Annotated in this window: 15 protein-coding genes; 13 read left to right on the plus strand and 2 right to left on the minus strand. The window is 39.0% G+C overall.

Annotation, left to right across the window (positions count from 1 at the left end; genetic code table 11):
• Positions 1 to 132 precede the first annotated feature (132 nt).
• Positions 133 to 501 carry a PH domain-containing protein gene (locus ACDX78_RS20565; protein WP_486030349.1) on the minus strand — a complete coding sequence of 123 codons (369 nt, stop codon included), beginning with the start codon at positions 499 to 501 and terminating at the stop codon, positions 133 to 135.
• Between the two features lie 664 nt (positions 502 to 1165).
• On the opposite strand from ACDX78_RS20565, the gene ACDX78_RS20570 reads away from it, so the two are divergent.
• The 6 genes from ACDX78_RS20570 (at position 1166) to yihA (ending at position 9691) form a co-directional block, all read left to right on the plus strand.
• The gene (locus ACDX78_RS20570; RefSeq protein WP_486030350.1) at positions 1166 to 1540 is read left to right on the plus strand and encodes an IS200/IS605 family accessory protein TnpB-related protein; all 375 of its coding nucleotides are present in this window, start codon (positions 1166 to 1168) and stop codon (positions 1538 to 1540) included.
• A gap of 387 nt (positions 1541 to 1927) precedes the next feature.
• Positions 1928 to 2908 carry a tetratricopeptide repeat protein gene (locus ACDX78_RS20575; protein WP_486030352.1) on the plus strand — a complete coding sequence of 327 codons (981 nt, stop codon included), beginning with the start codon at positions 1928 to 1930 and terminating at the stop codon, positions 2906 to 2908.
• A 648-nt stretch (positions 2909 to 3556) separates the two neighbouring features.
• Positions 3557 to 4861, plus strand: a complete 1305-nt coding sequence (tig, locus tag ACDX78_RS20580; RefSeq protein WP_486030354.1) for a trigger factor — start codon at positions 3557 to 3559, stop codon at positions 4859 to 4861.
• A gap of 339 nt (positions 4862 to 5200) precedes the next feature.
• Positions 5201 to 6478, plus strand: coding sequence for an ATP-dependent protease ATP-binding subunit ClpX (clpX, locus tag ACDX78_RS20585; protein ID WP_486030356.1), 1278 nt, complete (start codon positions 5201 to 5203; stop codon positions 6476 to 6478).
• Positions 6479 to 6792: 314 nt separating this feature from the next.
• Positions 6793 to 9123, plus strand: coding sequence for an endopeptidase La (gene lon / locus ACDX78_RS20590; protein WP_486030358.1), 2331 nt, complete (start codon positions 6793 to 6795; stop codon positions 9121 to 9123).
• Positions 9110 to 9691 carry a ribosome biogenesis GTP-binding protein YihA/YsxC gene (yihA, locus tag ACDX78_RS20595; protein ID WP_486030359.1) on the plus strand — a complete coding sequence of 194 codons (582 nt, stop codon included), beginning with the start codon at positions 9110 to 9112 and terminating at the stop codon, positions 9689 to 9691. The genes lon and yihA overlap by 14 nt, the downstream gene beginning before the upstream one ends.
• 29 nt (positions 9692 to 9720) lie before the next feature.
• Here yihA and ACDX78_RS20600 read toward each other — a convergent pair whose 3' ends face one another.
• Positions 9721 to 10203, minus strand: a complete 483-nt coding sequence (locus tag ACDX78_RS20600; RefSeq protein ID WP_486030361.1) for a LiaI-LiaF-like domain-containing protein — start codon at positions 10201 to 10203, stop codon at positions 9721 to 9723.
• Positions 10204 to 10433: 230 nt separating this feature from the next.
• Between ACDX78_RS20600 and hemA the strand changes: the two genes are divergently transcribed.
• The 7 genes from hemA to spoVID all read left to right on the plus strand — a co-directional run bounded on the left by hemA (position 10434) and on the right by spoVID (position 18197).
• Positions 10434 to 11804, plus strand: a complete 1371-nt coding sequence (gene hemA, locus ACDX78_RS20605; protein WP_486030362.1) for a glutamyl-tRNA reductase — start codon at positions 10434 to 10436, stop codon at positions 11802 to 11804.
• A gap of 17 nt (positions 11805 to 11821) precedes the next feature.
• On the plus strand, positions 11822 to 12637 hold the full coding sequence (locus tag ACDX78_RS20610) for a cytochrome C assembly family protein (protein WP_486030364.1): 816 nt from the start codon (positions 11822 to 11824) through the stop codon (positions 12635 to 12637).
• A gap of 28 nt (positions 12638 to 12665) precedes the next feature.
• Entirely contained in the window at positions 12666 to 13595 is a 930-nt protein-coding gene (hemC, locus tag ACDX78_RS20615) for a hydroxymethylbilane synthase (RefSeq protein WP_486030366.1), read from the plus strand.
• A complete protein-coding gene (locus tag ACDX78_RS20620; protein ID WP_486030368.1) occupies positions 13595 to 14377 on the plus strand; it encodes a uroporphyrinogen-III synthase in 783 nt (260 codons plus the stop codon). The genes hemC and ACDX78_RS20620 overlap by 1 nt, the downstream gene beginning before the upstream one ends.
• The gene (gene hemB, locus ACDX78_RS20625) at positions 14367 to 15347 is read left to right on the plus strand and encodes a porphobilinogen synthase (protein WP_486030370.1); all 981 of its coding nucleotides are present in this window, start codon (positions 14367 to 14369) and stop codon (positions 15345 to 15347) included. Before ACDX78_RS20620 ends, hemB begins: the two co-directional genes overlap by 11 nt.
• Before the next feature lie 32 nt (positions 15348 to 15379).
• Complete coding sequence (gene hemL / locus ACDX78_RS20630) at positions 15380 to 16666, plus strand: glutamate-1-semialdehyde 2,1-aminomutase (RefSeq protein ID WP_486030371.1); 1287 nt, start codon at positions 15380 to 15382, stop codon at positions 16664 to 16666.
• A gap of 478 nt (positions 16667 to 17144) precedes the next feature.
• Positions 17145 to 18197: a stage VI sporulation protein D gene (gene spoVID, locus ACDX78_RS20635; RefSeq protein WP_486030373.1), complete on the plus strand. Its 1053-nt coding sequence runs from the start codon at positions 17145 to 17147 to the stop codon at positions 18195 to 18197.
• Positions 18198 to 18241 lie beyond the last annotated feature (44 nt).

Raw genomic sequence — 18241 nt, forward strand, 5'->3', positions numbered from 1 at the left:
GTTAGAATGGTTTTGAGTCATCGTGAATTACCTCCGTATGGTTTGTGTTTTTGTCAACCTTAATTATACGTGGTTTCACGATGGCTTTCTATTTATTTAGCTGTTGCATTTCATTTTACAATGAACCCGAGATTAAGTTTTAACTTTAATATGCGGGCAATGTTTAGAGAGGATTTCAATGAACTCATCTCTATCATAGGGAGAGATAAGTACAGAATCATATACACCATATTCAATTTCAAGTCTTTTTAATGACAATGCAGGACTTGATAATGAGCTTGTCGTTTTTTTGACAGATTTAATAGAATCAAATGAAACTTTTTTCTTATATGGACCACACTTTATGACTAAATTGTTTGCTTCTATGACATAAAAAGTAGTTAACCACATCCACAACACAAAAATTGGTAATATAATGGCAAATAACAAGGTGAAAAAAACATTGATAACAGTTATATTTTCATTAAGAGCATTAACGCTAGTTCCTATGACAAAAAGCATACTTCCCCAAACAATTATAGTTAACCACAAATCTTTTCTTGACTTATATTTCAGAAAGCTCACCTCCAAAAAGCAGTAAAAATTCTACAACTATTTTAACACGAAACGAACCACGGCAACTTTACTAATATCGGCAATTTTAGCCAGCTTTTCCCCTGTTAAAAACCCGGCAGAGTGCTGTTTTTTAAAATTGGCTTATGCCATTTCAAATGATCAGACTTCTCAATGGCGAACGTATATGCCATAATAAGGGAGAATAAATATTCTTTATGGGAGCTGTAGTCTTGTCAAAAAAGAATCCAACGTTTTATTATAAAACAGATCAAATTTGGACTAATCCGTATCCATACTTCAACCAGATATGTCAAAGTGCAAAAAACATGTATAATGTAGTTAATTTATACATCAGACAGGTTTTCACAGGATTAAAAGCAGAAAAACTGCAACCCTTACACTAGGAAGTCTTGGAAACTATTCGTCAAAACTTAGATCCAATGAATGACAGGCAACGACAGGCATACGAGCGCAGGCTAGAAAAAGAAAGTCAAAAACCTGTAAAAAAAGCGAAAAGATGTCACATGCAATCTGTTTGAAGCACCAAAAAAAATGAAACCTTATCTTCATTATAACTTTTAAACAGCTTATTCCTTTCACGTCAAAACGGTTGGAACGGCTTCATCAGGTTAGGCATCGAAAGCTAAAAGACATCTTCCATAATATCAGACGTAAAATTGTGAATTTTGCCTCGGAAGAAAAGGTAGACACAATAAATATCGGGAAATGCTGGAAACAGGAAGTAAATATGGGTAAAAAAGGTAATCGAGCATTTGTCGGCATTTCGCATGCGATGTTGATCAACATGATTACATATAAAGCTGAAAAGTGCGGGATTCGTATCATTACGATAGAAGAATCGTACACATCAAAAGCAAGTTTCGTAGCTGGGGATAATATTCCTGTCTTCGGTGAAACAAAGGGCACTCCAGTATTCATTGGGCTTTATCGTACTTCTAAAGAATTACTATTAATGCCGATATAAACGGAGCAGCAAACATATTGAGAAAATATGTGAGCAAGTTACCAAAAAACAAGCATTGGCTGCAGACTCTGTGAATGTTTGTCAACCCAGGATTATTTAAAAGAAGTACCAATGGCGAGACCAATGGTATAGAGGGGGCTGGGTGTAAATAATTCACCTATTTGACAGTTCCACTGACGTTAAGCGGCTAATATAAAGATACGTTAGAAACCCCCACTTCAAATTTTCGAATAGAAAATTAAGTGGTGGAAATATTCATTATGGTATAATCGACAGAAACTATATTTTAATTCATCAAGAAGCAGGTTTAACCACGGCAAGAAAGGGGAATGTATATTTACTGTTTATATAATGGAAACTAAATCATAGAGCGAAAGGGGGTATCAAATGGAAAAGAAAGCCGGTAATGTAGTTCTGTTTCCAAAATGGAAGAAAAACCTGGAGGAAAGCAGCCTGCAGGCAATGAAAGAGAAGAGACATGAAGACGCATTGGAGAAGTTGGATGAGTTATTAAGCTATAAAGTGAATCATTATGAAATAGTTATTGGCAAGATTATTTGTTTGATGGAACTAAACCGGTATGACGAGGCACAAGAAATTTGTGAAGAACAGCTGCAGTATGAATACGACGATTATTTTCAATACTTACATATTTATTTAACACTGCTATTTCAAACCAATCAATATGAGTTATTAATGGAACAGGTGGAAGATGAATTATCAAAAGGCTCTTTACCGCCATTATTGGAAGAGCAAAGTAATGAACTATATGAGCTGAGTAAAAAAATGAAAGCAGATGTCACGATGAGCCGGACTGCAGCATATATAGATGAATTTAAAGAGGCAATACATAATAAAAAACACCTGGAGCAATGGAGTTTAGTGGAAAAGATGCGAAAATCAAATGCTAAACCCGACAAACATACAAAATTTATCTTACAAAAGGAACATATCCATCCAGTGGTGAAAACTGCAATCTTTCAATGGCTCCAGGAAGCAGATGTGAACGAAAAAATACATATTCAGAAACTCGGTCTAGCGTTAGAAGTGAAACCAATGGAAGTAACAGCGCTAAAAAAGCAAAAGATCCTGAAAGAAACAGTTCTTCACCTGGAGGAGATGGAGCAGCAAAATCCAACCTTAATGGCGCTTTTAAATAAAATGCTATACCGGTATATTTATGTACGCTACCCAATCATGCCGCCGATAGAAGATGCCGGAGTAATTGCTCAAGCTCTAATACATATTGGAAAAGAATATGTGGAATCCAGACATAGCGCTATAACAGAACCGGATGAATTAATTGCGTCATATCTGACAGAAATAAATCTATGTGAATCGTTATTTCTAAGCATTATAGACGAGTAGGGATGAATTTAGCCTAATTTTGAGTTTACCTAAAAATAATGGTTGACTTTAAATAAGCTGTTTTCGTAAGCTTTATTGCTTTTATTGTACGGAGTTGAAAGTAACTGAAAAGTAATTTTAAATGATATTGGAGCATCAACTATCGCTCCGGAAATACACTACGCTGTCCGCGGGCGGCTGGTGAGCCTCCTTGCCCCGACAAGGGGTATGCCGAAGTTGCCCGCAAAGGGCGGTTTTAGTCGGCCTTCATTATTATCGCACTGTGGGGTATCACTGAAGCCTTTTCCCCGCAAATCTTTACGGTGGGGCGAGTAATCGCAGTCCCAGCACGTGTCCTCAGCCGCCGCAGAGTGGTTTTCTCTTCGGAGGCTGAGGCTGTGCCCGCGGAAAGCATCCGCCCGGAGCGATTCCAGACGGTAAGCGTTACTCAAATCTTTAAGAAAACACGCATGAATATAATTTTAAGGATTCTTAATTATGGAATAAATTATGTTTTTCTTGAGAAAAAAGGTGAACTCAAATAGCCTAAATGGTTGAAAGGGATATGAATTATGTTATAATAAGATGGTTGTAAATTTGAGATCGTTTATATATGAATGAAAGACGTGAAAATATGTATGGAAACAATAGATTTTGGAGGGAATTGTTATGACAGCAAATTGGGAAAAGAAAGAAGGAAATGAAGGAGTATTAACGTTTGAAGTATCAGTAGAGGATTTTGATCAGGCATTGGATCAAGCATTTAAGAAAGTATCCAAGGAAGTACAAATTCCTGGATTTCGTAAAGGGAAAATTCCTCGCAAGCTTTTTGAAAGCCGCTTTGGTGTAGAAGCTTTGTATCAGGATGCAGTAGATATTGTACTGCCAGATGCGTATACGAAAGCAATTGATGAAACTGGTATAGAGCCTGTAGCACAGCCAGATGTTGATATTGAAACAATCGAGCAAGGAAAGCCTTTGGTTTTCACAGCCAACGTTACCGTAAAACCAGAAGTTACGCTTGGTGAATACAAAGGGCTGGAAGTGGAAGAGCAATCTGTAGAAATTACAGATGAAGATGTCGATCATGAAATTGAGCATCTGCGTGACCACCATGCTGAACTTGTTGTAAAAGAAGAAGGCAAGATAGCAGAAGGCGATACTGTCGTTATGGATTTTGAAGGATTCATGGACGGGGAAGCTTTTGACGGCGGAAAAGGAGAAAATCATTCGCTGGAAATTGGCTCGAATCAGTTCATTCCAGGATTTGAAGAAGAATTAATCGGAAAAGAAACAGGAGAAGATACAGACATTCAGGTAACATTCCCTGAGGATTATCATGCAGAGGAATTAGCTGGAAAAGAAGCAATATTTAAGGTGAAAATTCACGAGGTGAAATACAAAGAATTACCTGAGCTCGATGATGAATTTGCCAAAGATGTAGATGATGAAGTGGAAACATTGGATGAACTTAAGAAAAAGAAAAAAGAAGAACTGGAAACACAAAGAACACAGGATGCTGATAATCAAAAGAGAGAAACATTAATTGAAGAAGCATCCGCAAACGCTGAAGTTGATATTCCTGCTGCGATGGTAGATACAGAACTGGATCAAATGATGAAGGAATTTGAACAGCAGCTGCAAATGCAAGGAATGACAATGGAAATGTATTCACAGTTTTCCGGCCAGGATCAAGACGGATTAAAAGAACAAATGAGAGAAGATGCGGAAAAACGCGTGAAAACAAATCTTACCCTGGAAGCTATTGCAAATAAAGAGGAGCTTGAAGCTTCAGAGGAAGATATAAATGCTGAATTGGAAAAGATGGCTTCCATGTATGGGGCGGAAATAGAGCAATTAAAGCAAATGCTTGGTGGCAATACGGATGCTCTCAAAGGTGATCTGAAAATGAGAAAAGCAATAGATTTCCTTGCAGATGAAAGCAAAACAGTCAGTGCTGCTGAAGCAGAATAGGGACACAGGGACGAAATTTACGGTGGGGCGCACATTCAATTGCAGTCCCCAGGTTCTTTGTCCAGCATTGTCGGTAAATTAAGGGGACAGTGTACTTGCCCCTATTTCCCAACAAGGTGCGAAATTTATTTTCGCACCTTGTTTTACATTATTGTCATCCTGTATAAACTATTTTTCATATGAGCTAATTATTTTTCAGGATGTAACATATAGATAAATAGTACAGGCATAAAAAGTATATTGTTTTGTTTTTTTATTTTCATCTGATATGATGACTATAATGTTGAATCAAGATTGCATGACTAGGGAAAGATATAGATCTTTTAGGGGTGAAATGAAATGTTTAAATTTAACGAAGAAAAAGGACAATTAAAGTGTTCATTTTGTGGTAAAAGTCAAGAACAAGTCCGTAAACTTGTAGCCGGACCTGGTGTATATATATGTGATGAATGTATTGAGCTTTGTACTGAAATTGTAGAAGAAGAATTAGGTACAGAGGAAGAAACAGAATTAGAAGAGATTCCAAAGCCAATGGAAATCTGTGAGACATTGGACGATTACGTCATTGGTCAGGAACAAGCAAAAAAGAATTTATCTGTTGCTGTGTATAACCATTACAAACGGATTAATTCATCGAAAGGTACGGATGATGTAGAGATTGCTAAAAGTAATATTGCAATGCTTGGGCCTACAGGAAGCGGTAAAACATTGCTTGCTCAGACAATGGCAAGGATCCTGAATGTACCTTTTGCCATGGCTGATGCAACATCCTTAACAGAAGCTGGCTATGTCGGAGAAGATGTGGAAAACATCCTTCTGAAACTGATCCAGGCAGCTGATTATGATGTGGAAAAAGCAGAGAAAGGCATTATATATATTGATGAAATTGATAAGGTTGCCCGTAAATCGGAGAACCCTTCCATTACCCGTGATGTATCCGGAGAAGGGGTACAACAGGCGCTTCTGAAAATCCTTGAAGGAACTGTTGCCAGCGTACCTCCACAAGGTGGAAGAAAGCATCCGCACCAGGAATTCATTCAAATTGATACAACGAATATCCTGTTTATTGTCGGTGGGGCATTTGATGGTATCGACCAGGTCATAAAACGCCGTTTAGGCAAGAAAGTGATTGGCTTTGGTTCCAATGAAAAACAGCAGGATTTGGATACAGGCGAACTGCTGGAAAAAGTTTTACCGGAGGATTTATTGCGCTATGGATTGATTCCAGAGTTTATCGGAAGAGTGCCGGTTATCGGAAGCCTTACGCCATTGGATGAAGAAGCACTGGTGGAAATTTTAACGAAACCGAAAAATGCATTGGTAAAACAATATATTAAGCTTTTCCAAATGGATGATGTAGAACTGGAATTTGAAGCGGAAGCGCTGAAGGAAATTGCCGTAAAAGCAATAGAAAGAAAAACCGGCGCACGCGGCTTACGTTCCATTATTGAAGGACTTATGGTAGATGTCATGTTTGAACTGCCATCAAGGGAAGATATTGAAAAATGTATCATTACAAAAGATACGGTAATCGAGGAAGATGGGAGCCCTAAACTGATCTTTAATGACGGAACCATAAAAGTAGGCAATAAAAAACATCCAAAAGAAAGTGCATAATAATTAGAAGGTGTATGAAAAGAGACTAACGTGACATTACAAAGCGTAGTGCATCGCGTTAGTCTCTTTTTGGCGATTATAAAATAATTACAGTGGTTCAATAATTACCTTTAACAAACCTTTTTCCGATTCAATTCGGACTAATTCTTAAGTTTAGTATAGCTTTTAACGGAAATACTATCGGTAAGAAAGGTATTTTCTCTCCTCACGGAAATCCGCATTTTTCCAATTATATAATTTTACAAATGACAGGGTTTTCTATAAACTTAAGAATACATGTTTTTACTTTACATAATTATAGGGAGGTACCCGCAATGACAAAACAAAACATACAAGTTCCCCTCCTTCCATTACGCGGAATGCTCATATTTCCATCAATGGTGCTTCACCTTGATGTGGGACGAGATAAATCAATTGCAGCATTGGAAAAAGCGATGATGGGTGATCAATCCATTTTTCTGGCTGCACAAAAGAAGGTTAGTATGGAAGACCCTAAACCAAAAGACATATATAAAATAGGCACACTTGCCAAAGTAAAACAGATGTTAAAGCTTCCCAATGGAACCCTGCGTGTACTTGTAGAAGGATTAGACCGGGGAGAAATAGCTCTTTTTACGGAAGAAAAAGATGAATTCATGGTGGATATCCAAAAGCTAGAAGATGTTCATGGTGAGGAAAATGAAGAAGAAGCGTTGATGCGCTCTTTACTAAAACAGTTTGAACAATATGTTAAAATTTCCCGAAAAATCACCAATGAAACATTTGCCACGGTTTCTGATATTGACGAGCCCGGCAGACTTGCAGATATAATTACCTCCCACTTATCGCTAAAAGTGAAGGATAAACAGGAATTACTGGAAATTGTGGATGTGAAATCCAGGCTGCAGAAACTAATTGAAATTATTTCAAATGAGAAAAAAGTGCTGGATTTGGAGAAAAGAATTGGACAACGTGTTAAAACCTCCATGGAAAAAACGCAGAAGGAATATTATTTGCGGGAACAGTTAAAAGCAATCCAGCGGGAGCTTGGTGAAAATGATGGTAAAACCGGTGAAGTTGGTGAACTGCAGGAAAAGATCGAGCAGTCGGATATGCCGGAAAATATTAAGGAAATAGCGTTAAAAGAACTCGGCCGGTTTGAAAAAGTTCCCCAAAGTTCTGCCGAAAGCTCTGTCATCAGAAATTATCTGGAATGGCTGCTTGCTTTGCCATGGACAAAAAAATCCGAGGACAATATTGAAATTAAGCATGCAGAGGGAATTCTTGACGCCGACCATTACGGTCTGGAAAAAGTAAAAGAAAGAATCCTTGAATATTTGGCAGTACAGAAATTAACCCAGTCGATAAAAGGGCCGATTTTATGTCTCGTTGGCCCCCCTGGAGTCGGTAAAACATCACTGGCAAAATCAATCGCTCGCTCTATCAACCGGAATTTTGTCAGAATATCTCTTGGTGGTGTGCGCGATGAAGCTGAAATTCGCGGACACCGAAGAACTTATATTGGCGCCATGCCAGGTAGAATTATCCAAGGTATGAAAAAGGCAGAAACGGTCAATCCGGTATTTCTGCTTGATGAAATAGATAAAATGTCCAATGACTTCCGGGGGGATCCTTCCTCCGCGATGCTGGAGGTTTTGGATCCTGAACAAAACAGTGCATTCAGTGATCATTTCATTGAGGAAACCTATGACTTATCCAATGTATTATTTGTAGCTACTGCGAATTATGTGAACAATATTCCATCGCCGCTTTTGGATCGCATGGAATTAATTTCGATCGCGGGATATACGGAAGTGGAAAAAATGAATATAGCCAAAGATCATCTTTTACCAAAACAGCTGAAAGAGAACGGATTAAATAAAGGAAACCTGCAAATCCGTGATGAAGCTTTATTAAAACTGATCCGCCGGTACACAAGAGAAGCAGGTGTCAGAGGATTGGAACGCCAGCTGGCAACCATTTGCAGGAAAGCAGCTAAAATTGTTATTTCCAAAGAAAAAAAACGAGTCATCGTTACCGATAAAAGCATGGAGGAATTGCTCGGTAAACCGCTCTATCGTTACGGTATGATGGAGAAGGAAGATCAGATTGGTGCAGCGACCGGCCTTGCTTATACTACGGCAGGCGGTGACACATTATCGATCGAGGTTTCCTATTATCCCGGCAAAGGAAAGCTGACACTCACCGGGAAGCTTGGAGAAGTAATGCGGGAGTCAGCCCAGGCAGCCTTCAGTTATATCCGTTCACGGGCAGATGAATTGAATATTGACCCTGACTTTCATGAAACGAATGATATTCATATCCATGTTCCTGAAGGAGCTACACCAAAAGACGGCCCTTCAGCAGGTATTACAATGGCAACAGCACTTGTCTCTGCTTTCACTGGAAGAGCAGTCAGAAAAGAAGTAGGAATGACAGGTGAAATCACACTAAGGGGTCGTGTACTGCCCATCGGCGGATTAAAAGAAAAATCGTTAAGCGCCCATCGAGCCGGTATTACAACGATAATTATGCCTGAAGAAAATGAAAAAGATATAGATGATATTCCGGAAAGTGTGCGTAATGATTTAACATTTATTAAAGTGAGCCATTTAGACCAGGTTTTGGAACATGCATTGGTGGAGAAGCATCATGAAGATCACTAATGCAGAGATTGTCATCAGTGCAGTAAGTAAAAAGCAGTACCCCAATGAGGGCCTGCCGGAAATTGCTTTAGCCGGCAGGTCAAATGTGGGGAAGTCGTCGTTTATCAATAAGCTGATTAACCGGAAAAACCTGGCTCGGACTTCATCTAAACCGGGAAAAACACAAACATTGAACTTTTATAAAATGAATGAAGCCTTTTATTTTGTTGATGTTCCTGGTTACGGTTACGCAAAAGTTTCCAAGAAGGAAAGGAAAAAATGGGGCTTAATGATGGAGGAGTATTTTGAAACGAGGCATACACTTCAGGCAGTAATTTTAATCACGGATCTCAGGCATGAACCGACAGGCGATGATTTACAGATGTATGATTTTTTAAAGCATTATGAACTCCCGGTAATCATCGTAGCTACAAAGCTTGATAAGATTGCCAAAACGAAAAGAATCGCACATATAAAGCGTACCAGCAGTGCTTTTCAAATCGAACAAGGTGACGTGCTATTACCATTTTCCGCCGAAACAGGTGAAGGAAAAGAGGAAGCATGGAGGCTATTGAAACAGTTTTTGTAATGGGACAGAGGCGTTGAACCTCTGTCCTGCTATTTCCCTCTTCTAAGCAGATAAATCCCAACAACAATTAAAATAATCGCCCAAAATCTTTCCACAAAACCAAGCAGAATATATATCCAGTTTAACCAGTTTGGCAGATTAATAGGAAAAATCAGCAGAAGGGCGAGTCCGGTTAAGAAAATACCGTATAAAAAACCATCCTTCGTTTTTGTATATCTTATCAGAAATGCAATGCCTATAATGAGAATATAAACTGCCCAATGATCAATCCAGTAGGAATAGTGCTGCAGTCCATGAAAATGAATGCCTATCCCTAATATCACAATGGCGCTGAAAATATTTTGATAGCTTTTTGTTTTATAACTATGTATTAAAAGGGCCAATCCAATTATAATGACAATCGTCTGCCAGGAATAAAAGTTTGTGAATATAGGTACCTTTAACTGTCTAAGCAGAAAGAAGATACCGATCCCAATTAATATATAAGCCCCGATGGAATGCTGTTTTTTCAAAGAACCCCGCCTCTCACACGATTTCTTGCTTCTTTATTTTTCTTATGATAAAGTACAGTCGTATTCATATACAATACGATTTGATTTAATAAATGTTTCAGACTCTGTTCACATTTTAACAAAAAATTGCTTGCTAGACATGTTATAATATAGAAGAATGTGTATAAAATAATAATCATTTTAACTTTGGAAAATGAAATATGTTTTCTTCAACAGAAGGGGTAGATCATGTGCATATATTGAAAGTCGGCTTTAATTATAAAACAGCCCCTGTAGAAATTAGGGAAAAACTTACATTTAATGAAGGATCACTGCATGAAGCAATGATGGAATTAAAGGAAAGAAAAAGTATTTTGGAAAACGTGATTATTTCCACATGTAATCGTACCGAAATTTATGCTGTTGTAGATCAGCTTCATACCGGACGCTATTATATTAAACAATTTTTATCTGACTGGTTTCAAATCGATAAATCTCAATTTTCATCCTATCTTCGTATAACAGAAGATGATGGAGCGATGGAGCACTTATTCCGCGTGTCCACCGGTCTTGATTCTATGGTTCTGGGTGAGACACAAATTCTCGGACAGGTTAAAAATTCCTTCTTTAGTTCTCAACAGCTGAAAACAACCGGAACAATTTTTAATGAACTGTTTAAACAGGCAATCACCTTTGGAAAAAGAATGCACAAAGAAACAGCCATTGGCGAGCAGGCGGTTTCCATCAGTTATGCAGCCGTGGAGCTTGCAACAAAGATATTTGGTGACCTGAAAAATAAACATATTGTAGTGCTGGGAGCTGGTGAGATGGGAGAGCTCGCGCTGAAAAACATTCATGGTGCCGGAGCAACCAACATTACTGTAGTGAACCGGACGTTGGAAAGAGCTAAAAAAGCAGCAGAAAAATATAAAGCAGAAGCAAGAACGCTTGATGGGCTTGAAGATCTTCTGAAAGACGCAGATATATTAATCAGCTCTACAGCTGCAAGTGACGTTGTTCTAACGAAGGAAACCGTAGCACAAATTCAGAAGAAAAGAAAAGGCAGTCCATTGTTTTTAGTGGATATAGCTGTGCCAAGAGATCTTGACCCGAAAATAAGTGAACTGGATAATGTATTTTTATATGACATCGATGACCTGCAGCATGTGGTTGATAAAAATATGGAATCCCGCAAGGCGGCTGCCGAGAAAATTGAGCTTCTTCTAGAAGAGGAAATTGTTAATTTTAAAGAATGGGTAAAAACATTAGGCGTTGTGCCAGTGATTTCTGCATTAAGGCATAAAGCCCTTTCGATTCAAGCGGAAACAATGAAAAGTATCGAAAGAAAAATACCTGACTTAACAGAACGGGAAAAAAAGGTGCTGCGTAAACATACAAAAAGCATCATTAATCAGATCTTGAAAGAGCCGGTCACACAGGCAAAAGAATTTGCAGCAAGTGAAGGGGCAGAAGAATCCTTGGAGTTGTTTATAGATATTTTTGGCATCGAAGAAGAAGTAAAAGAGGAATTTGCAAAACAAGCAGAAAAGAATGAAACAATGGTCAAGTTGAAAGCCAATGAGCGTGCTTTTGCTTTACGGAAAAAAATACAAACCACTTAAGCAGGAGGATGCTCCATATGGTAGAGGGGAAATGGGTTTTTGAAGTTATCCTTATTTTGTATGGTTTAAGCCTGATCATCTATTTCTATGACTTTATCTGGAATAACCGGAGGGCGAAAAAATCAGCCTTCTGGTTACTTAGTATGGTTTGGGTGATTCAAACCGTTTTTTTATTATATCAGGCATTGATAGAAAACAATATCCCACTTCTTTCGCAAAATGCGGGATTGTTTTTTTATGCTTGGGTGCTGCTTACTTTATCACTTATAATCAATCGGTCATTTTCCGTTCATTTTATCGTATTTTTTACGAACGTTTTCAGCTTCTTTGTTTTTTTATTGTATACGTCCACCGTTGCACAGGAAACGATACAGCCGCAAGGGGAGCAATTTGTTCATGAAATCCTGATCTCTCATATTGCTTTATCTATCCTTTCCTATGGATTTTTTACAATATCATTTTTGTTTTCTCTTATGTATTTGGTACAATATCGGTTGTTAAAGGAAAAAAAAGCTGTGAAATGGATCTGGCGGTTTGGAGATTTAAGTGCATTGGACAGACATGCTATCCGTGCTGTTTCGATCGGCGTGCCAATATTATTGATAGGAATCATATTAGGTATTGTTTGGGCATATGTTTCAGGATCGGAATTTTATTGGCTTGATGTAAAAACAATCGGTTCGATACTGGTACTTGCGGTATATAGTATATTTTTAATTCTGCGGCTCATTAAATATAAAGGAAAATCCATTGCGGTTTACAATTCAGCAGCATTTTTATTTATGCTGATTAATTTCTTTTTATTTAGCCTGCTGTCAGGATTTCACATTTAACTGCAGACATTTTTAGGAGGACAAATTCATGCGTAAAATTGTTATAGGTTCAAGAAAGAGTAATCTGGCGCTTACTCAAACAAATTGGGTCATTGAGCAATTGAAAAAAGCCGGTGTTAAAAATGAGTTTGAAGTAAAAAAAATAGTCACGAAAGGGGATAAAATTCTCGATGTGACTTTATCAAAAGTGGGAGGAAAAGGACTTTTTGTAAAGGAAATTGAGCAGGCAATGTATGATAAGGAAATTGATTTTGCCGTGCATAGTATGAAGGACATGCCTTCAGAAATGCCGTCGGGACTCATGATTTCTTCGATCCCTGTAAGAGAAGATCATCGGGATGCTTTTATTTCAAAAAATAATGTGGCCTTACATGATTTGCCTGAAGGAGCTATTATTGGAACGAGCAGCCTCAGGCGAGCTGCACAAATGTTGGCGGAAAGACCTGATGTTCATATTCAATGGATTCGCGGAAACATAGAAACTCGTCTTAGAAAATTAGATGAGGAAGATTATGATGCGATCATATTAGCTGTTTCCGGTTTAAAACGAGTAGGCTTAAATGAAGAACTGATTACCGAATACCTGGAACCGGATATATGTGTACCTGCAGTCGGCCAGGGGGCTCTCGCTATTGAATGCCGTGAGGATGATCAGGAATTGCAGGAAATTCTGGAAGCTATTAACGATGCACATACAACTAAAACAGTGAGTGCGGAAAGAAAGTTTCTTCATTTATTGGAGGGCGGCTGTCAGGCTCCAATTGGCGGTTATGCTTACTTGGACAAAGATGAAATTGTGCTGACTGCGTTAGTTGGTACACCGGACGGTAAAACGATGCTGAAAGAAGAGGTGCGCGGTACAGAACCGGAAGCGGTAGGAACCGAGGCCGCAAACCGATTAATTAAGCAAGGGGCAAAAGAGATTGTTGATAAAGTAAAAGAGGAGCTTGACGACTGATGGAGATGTCACTACATGAAAAAAATATTCTTATTACAAGGGAGGAACAACAGGGAAAACAATTCGCGGCAAAAATTCGTGCGTGCCAAGGAAACCCTGTCGAAGTACCTCTTTTAAAAATTTCATGTAAGGAACACCAGAAAAACCAGGCTGTTTTTCAGCAGTTGGCGAGCTATCAATGGATCTTTTTTACTAGTGCTAATGGGGTAAGATGTTTTTTTCAATTAGCTAAAGACTACCAGGTAAATACAAATGTATTGGAAACTGTAAATATAGCTGTAGTAGGACGTAAAACGGAAAATGCATTAAAAGAGTATGGGAATAGTGCCTCTTTTATTCCATCAGTTTATAATGCAGAAGTAATGTCAAAGGAATTCTTTCAGGTTTATCAAGATGTATCTCCTGTACTAATTGTCAGAGGGAGCAAATCCTTGGATATTCTTCCAGTGGAATTTGAAAATCGCGGGATTGCCTATGATGCCATTGAAATTTATGAAACCACATTTCGAACGGATATGAAGGAACGTTTAAATGAAATATTAAAAACAGGTGAGATTGATTTTATTACATTTACGAGTCCTTCTTCCGTGGAATCCTTTCGTAGATTGACACAAGTGAGTGTAGATGTTCCCGTAGTTTGCATTGGGACGACTACAGAAAAAAGGGCAAACCAATTGGGTTTTCAATCTATTTTAGTTCCTGAAGAATTTACAGTAGAAGGCATGATTTATCGTATGGGTATGTATGTTTTGAATAAGGAGTTGGAGGACAATGACAAATAAACACAAATTTAACCGGCATCGCAGGCTGCGTTCATCCAGTGCAATGCGTTCGTTGGTAAGAGAAACCCACCTTCATGTGGATGATTTTATATATCCGTTATTTGTGGTCGAAGGTGAGAATGTAAAAAATGAAGTGCCTTCCATGCCGGGGATTTTTCAAATATCACTTGATCATTTGCGTGAAGAAGTGGAAGAAGTACAGCGTTTGGGTATTAAAGCTTTGCTGCTGTTTGGTGTGCCAGTGGAAAAGGATGAACAAGGCACCGGGGCTTTTGCTTCAGATGGGATCGTACAAGAAGCAAGCCGATTTTTGAAAAAGGAATTTCCAGATATGCTTATTGTCGCAGATACATGTTTATGTGAGTACACTTCACATGGTCACTGCGGGGTCATTCACGATGGGGATGTGGATAATGATGCATCACTGAAACTGCATGCGAAAACGGCTGTATCACAGGCTGAGGCTGGAGCGGATATTATTGCCCCATCCAATATGATGGACGGGTTTACAGCGGCAATCCGCGAAGCATTGGATGAAGCAGGATTTCAAAACATCCCAATCATGTCCTATGCGATAAAATACGCATCCGCTTTTTATGGTCCATTCCGTGATGCAGCCGACAGTACACCACAATTTGGTGACCGTAAAACATATCAAATGGATCATGCAAACCGGCTCGAGGCAATGCGTGAGGCGGAATCAGATATAAAAGAAGGTGCAGATTTCCTTATTGTTAAGCCTGCTTTATCTTATCTTGATATTGTACGGGATGTACGAAATAAATTTGAAGTACCGGTTGTCGCCTACAACGTAAGCGGTGAATATTCAATGGTAAAAGCTGCTGCATTAAATGGCTGGGTTGATGAAAAAGAAATTGTCCTGGAAAAATTAACTTCCATGAAACGGGCAGGTGCCGATTTGATTATCACATATTTTGCAAAAGATGCAGCGAAATGGTTGAATGAATAATATAAACTAATGAAATTAGGGTGATAAAATCTATGAATAATTTCGATCAGTCTGTTGATGCGTACAAAGAGGCAGTAGAATTAATGCCTGGCGGGGTGAATTCCCCGGTACGTGCATTTAAATCTGTTGGTATGTCGCCGATTTTTATGGAGTCAGGTAAAGGATCAAAAATCAAGGATATTGATGGTAATGAATATATTGATTACGTATTGAGCTGGGGGCCCCTTATTTTAGGACATGCCGATGATCAGGTGGTTGGCAAATTGCAAGAAACAGCGGCCAAAGGAACGAGCTTTGGCGCCCCGACCATTTTGGAAAATAAGCTGGCACAGCTCGTAATTGACCGTGTTCCATCAGTGGAAATGGTTCGCATGGTGAATTCAGGGACGGAAGCAACGATGAGTGCATTGCGTCTTGCCCGCGGCTATACCGGCAGAGATAAGATCTTGAAGTTTGAAGGAAATTATCACGGGCATGGCGATTCTCTGCTTATTAAGGCTGGATCGGGTGTTGCTACACTTGGGTTGCCGGATAGTCCCGGCGTGCCGGAGTCCATTGCCCAAAATACAATCACTGTTCCATATAATGACATGGAAAGTGTAGCGTATGTATTTGAAGAATATGGTGAAGATATTGCAGCTGTGATTGTCGAGCCAGTGTCAGGGAACATGGGAGTTGTCCCACCGGTAGATCAATTCTTGGAAAAGTTAAGAAAAGTTACTGAAGATAATGCTACTTTACTTATTTTTGATGAAGTAATGACTGGCTTTCGTGTCGGTTATAACTGTGCACAGGGCCATTTTGGCATTACGCCTGATTTAACTTGTATGGGTAAAGTGATCGGCGGCGGTCTCCCGGTCGGAGCCTATGGTGGAAAGCGGGAAATCATGGAAAGTATTGCACCAACAGGAAATATTTATCAGGCGGGAACACTATCCGGTAACCCGCTGGCCATGACTGCAGGCTATGAAACGTTAAATACGTTGAATGAAGCGTCGTACACAGAGATAAATAAAAAAGTGGACCGATTAGTGGAAGGCTTTGAGCAGGCTGCAAAAGAATATGATATTCCGCTTTATATAAACCGGGCTGGTTCTATGGTTGGAGTTTTCTTTACAGATGAAAAAGTGATTAATTATGAAACAGCACAGACATCCAATCTGGATTATTTCGCAAAGTATTACAGGGCAATGATTGAGAAAGGCGTATTTTTGCCACCGTCCCAATTTGAAGGGCTATTCCTGTCAACAGCCCATACGGATGAAGATATCGAGAAAACGATAGAAGCAGTCCGATATGCATTTTCCGGGTTGAAATAAATATATTATGAGTAAAACTTGAGTTAATAAAGCTATTCCTTCGTCAGGTGTAGCTTTATTTTTTTGGAGTTTCTGGTTTTGCAACAGTAAAGTCAGACAAGAGATTTCAAATGTTTCATGTGTCTGGTAATGGTTTGGAGGATCAGGAAATGCAAATACAGCGCAGAATAGATCTCCAGAACCACCGCAGTTGTGTTGAGTGTTGTTGTCAGTGCCATTTGGGTTGGATTTCCTTGTTGAAATGCCCCTGAGAGGTGCTGTCAGTGACATTTAGATTGAAATTTTGCTTTGAAAAGTCTCAGAGAAATGTTGGTATAAGGAAAAAACGTCAAAATCCTAAACCAACTGCTGCAATCTCTCTCCGTTTTGTGACCTTCCTTCCCGATGCTGCACTTAAATTAGCATATTCTCCTTTCCATGTTCATATAGTTAACTTAGACAGGAATATTTGGAGTATATTTGGAAGGGAGGAAATCCGTTGTCACAGGGTAATCAGACATTCCGTTTTGAACTGAATGAGTCCATTTATTTTGAAAAGGGACAGGAAGTAACTGAAATGAAGGGAATTTCACTTGACCCGGATATAACCATCGAACCATTTCATGATTATATTTCGATAAGAGGGGTCATTGAACTGCAAGGTGAATATGAAAAGAAAACATATGAAGAACAGGGCGAGGAAGATGTATTTAATCTGGATAATTTTGAGTCGAAACATTATGTGGAGCGGGTCGTTGATTTAGAGGATGGTGATGCGCAATTTACACATCGTTTTCCTGTGGAAATTTCTGTACCAACGTATAGAGTTACAGATTTAAATGATGTGACAGTGCATATTGAATCATTTGATTATGAATTGCCTGAGGAAAGTCTGCTGAAGCTGTATTCCACAATTGAAATTCATGGCATTCATGAAACGATGAAAGAACGGGATACGGAAAGTGTTGAAGAAGCCGGTGAAAAATCTGAGGAAGACCCCGATACACTACAAAGGCCTGAAAATGCCAGTTTTCAATTTGAGGTGAAAGATCAGGCTGATGCTCCGCCTGAGTTAGAGTCCTTTAATACAGATCATTTGCCGGTTCTTGAGGAAGAGCAAACTGAAGCGCCTGAAGAACCCGTGGAAAAGGACAGGTGGAAATATAAAGAAACGAAAACATTAAAAGAGTTTTTTTCACAGTTATCTTCCAGTGAATCAAAAAGTAGTTCGGCCTCAAGCGAAGAAAGCAGTGATTCTTCAAGTGAATGGTTTGAAACATCCGTCGATGAATCCTCATCAGTACCTTATGAGTTAAGCAGTGATGATAGAGAGGAAGAAACAACGGAAGAAGTAAATTATTTATCCGCAATGTTTCGCGGGGAAGATGAAGAAGGCCATACAAAACTAAGACTTTGCATTGTCCAGGATAAAGACACAATCGAATCCATTGCAGAACGTTATCAGATTAGTGCATTACAATTAATAAAGCAAAATGGCCTTGACGATGAATTTGAAATCAGGACAGGACAACTGCTGCATATACCTAATTAACTATTCTCTAAGCTACCACGCTATTCAAGCCGTAAAGATGAAGT

The organism is Virgibacillus oceani (assembly GCF_041521345.1).
GTDB lineage: Bacteria > Bacillota > Bacilli > Bacillales > Amphibacillaceae > Virgibacillus_N > Virgibacillus_N oceani_A.

What these genes read in the sequence shown, in the direction of transcription:
- ACDX78_RS20565 (WP_486030349.1), bottom strand. Translation starts at nt 501, where the DNA reads ATGCTTTTTGTCATAGGAACTAGCGTTAATGCTCTTAATGAAAATATA.
- ACDX78_RS20575 (WP_486030352.1), top strand. Translation starts at nt 1,928, where the DNA reads ATGGAAAAGAAAGCCGGTAATGTAGTTCTGTTTCCAAAATGGAAGAAA.
- tig (WP_486030354.1), top strand. Translation starts at nt 3,557, where the DNA reads ATGACAGCAAATTGGGAAAAGAAAGAAGGAAATGAAGGAGTATTAACG.
- clpX (WP_486030356.1), top strand. Translation starts at nt 5,201, where the DNA reads ATGTTTAAATTTAACGAAGAAAAAGGACAATTAAAGTGTTCATTTTGT.
- lon (WP_486030358.1), top strand. Translation starts at nt 6,793, where the DNA reads ATGACAAAACAAAACATACAAGTTCCCCTCCTTCCATTACGCGGAATG.
- yihA (WP_486030359.1), top strand. Translation starts at nt 9,110, where the DNA reads ATGAAGATCACTAATGCAGAGATTGTCATCAGTGCAGTAAGTAAAAAG.
- ACDX78_RS20610 (WP_486030364.1), top strand. Translation starts at nt 11,822, where the DNA reads ATGGTAGAGGGGAAATGGGTTTTTGAAGTTATCCTTATTTTGTATGGT.
- hemC (WP_486030366.1), top strand. Translation starts at nt 12,666, where the DNA reads ATGCGTAAAATTGTTATAGGTTCAAGAAAGAGTAATCTGGCGCTTACT.
- ACDX78_RS20620 (WP_486030368.1), top strand. Translation starts at nt 13,595, where the DNA reads ATGGAGATGTCACTACATGAAAAAAATATTCTTATTACAAGGGAGGAA.
- hemB (WP_486030370.1), top strand. Translation starts at nt 14,367, where the DNA reads ATGACAAATAAACACAAATTTAACCGGCATCGCAGGCTGCGTTCATCC.
- hemL (WP_486030371.1), top strand. Translation starts at nt 15,380, where the DNA reads ATGAATAATTTCGATCAGTCTGTTGATGCGTACAAAGAGGCAGTAGAA.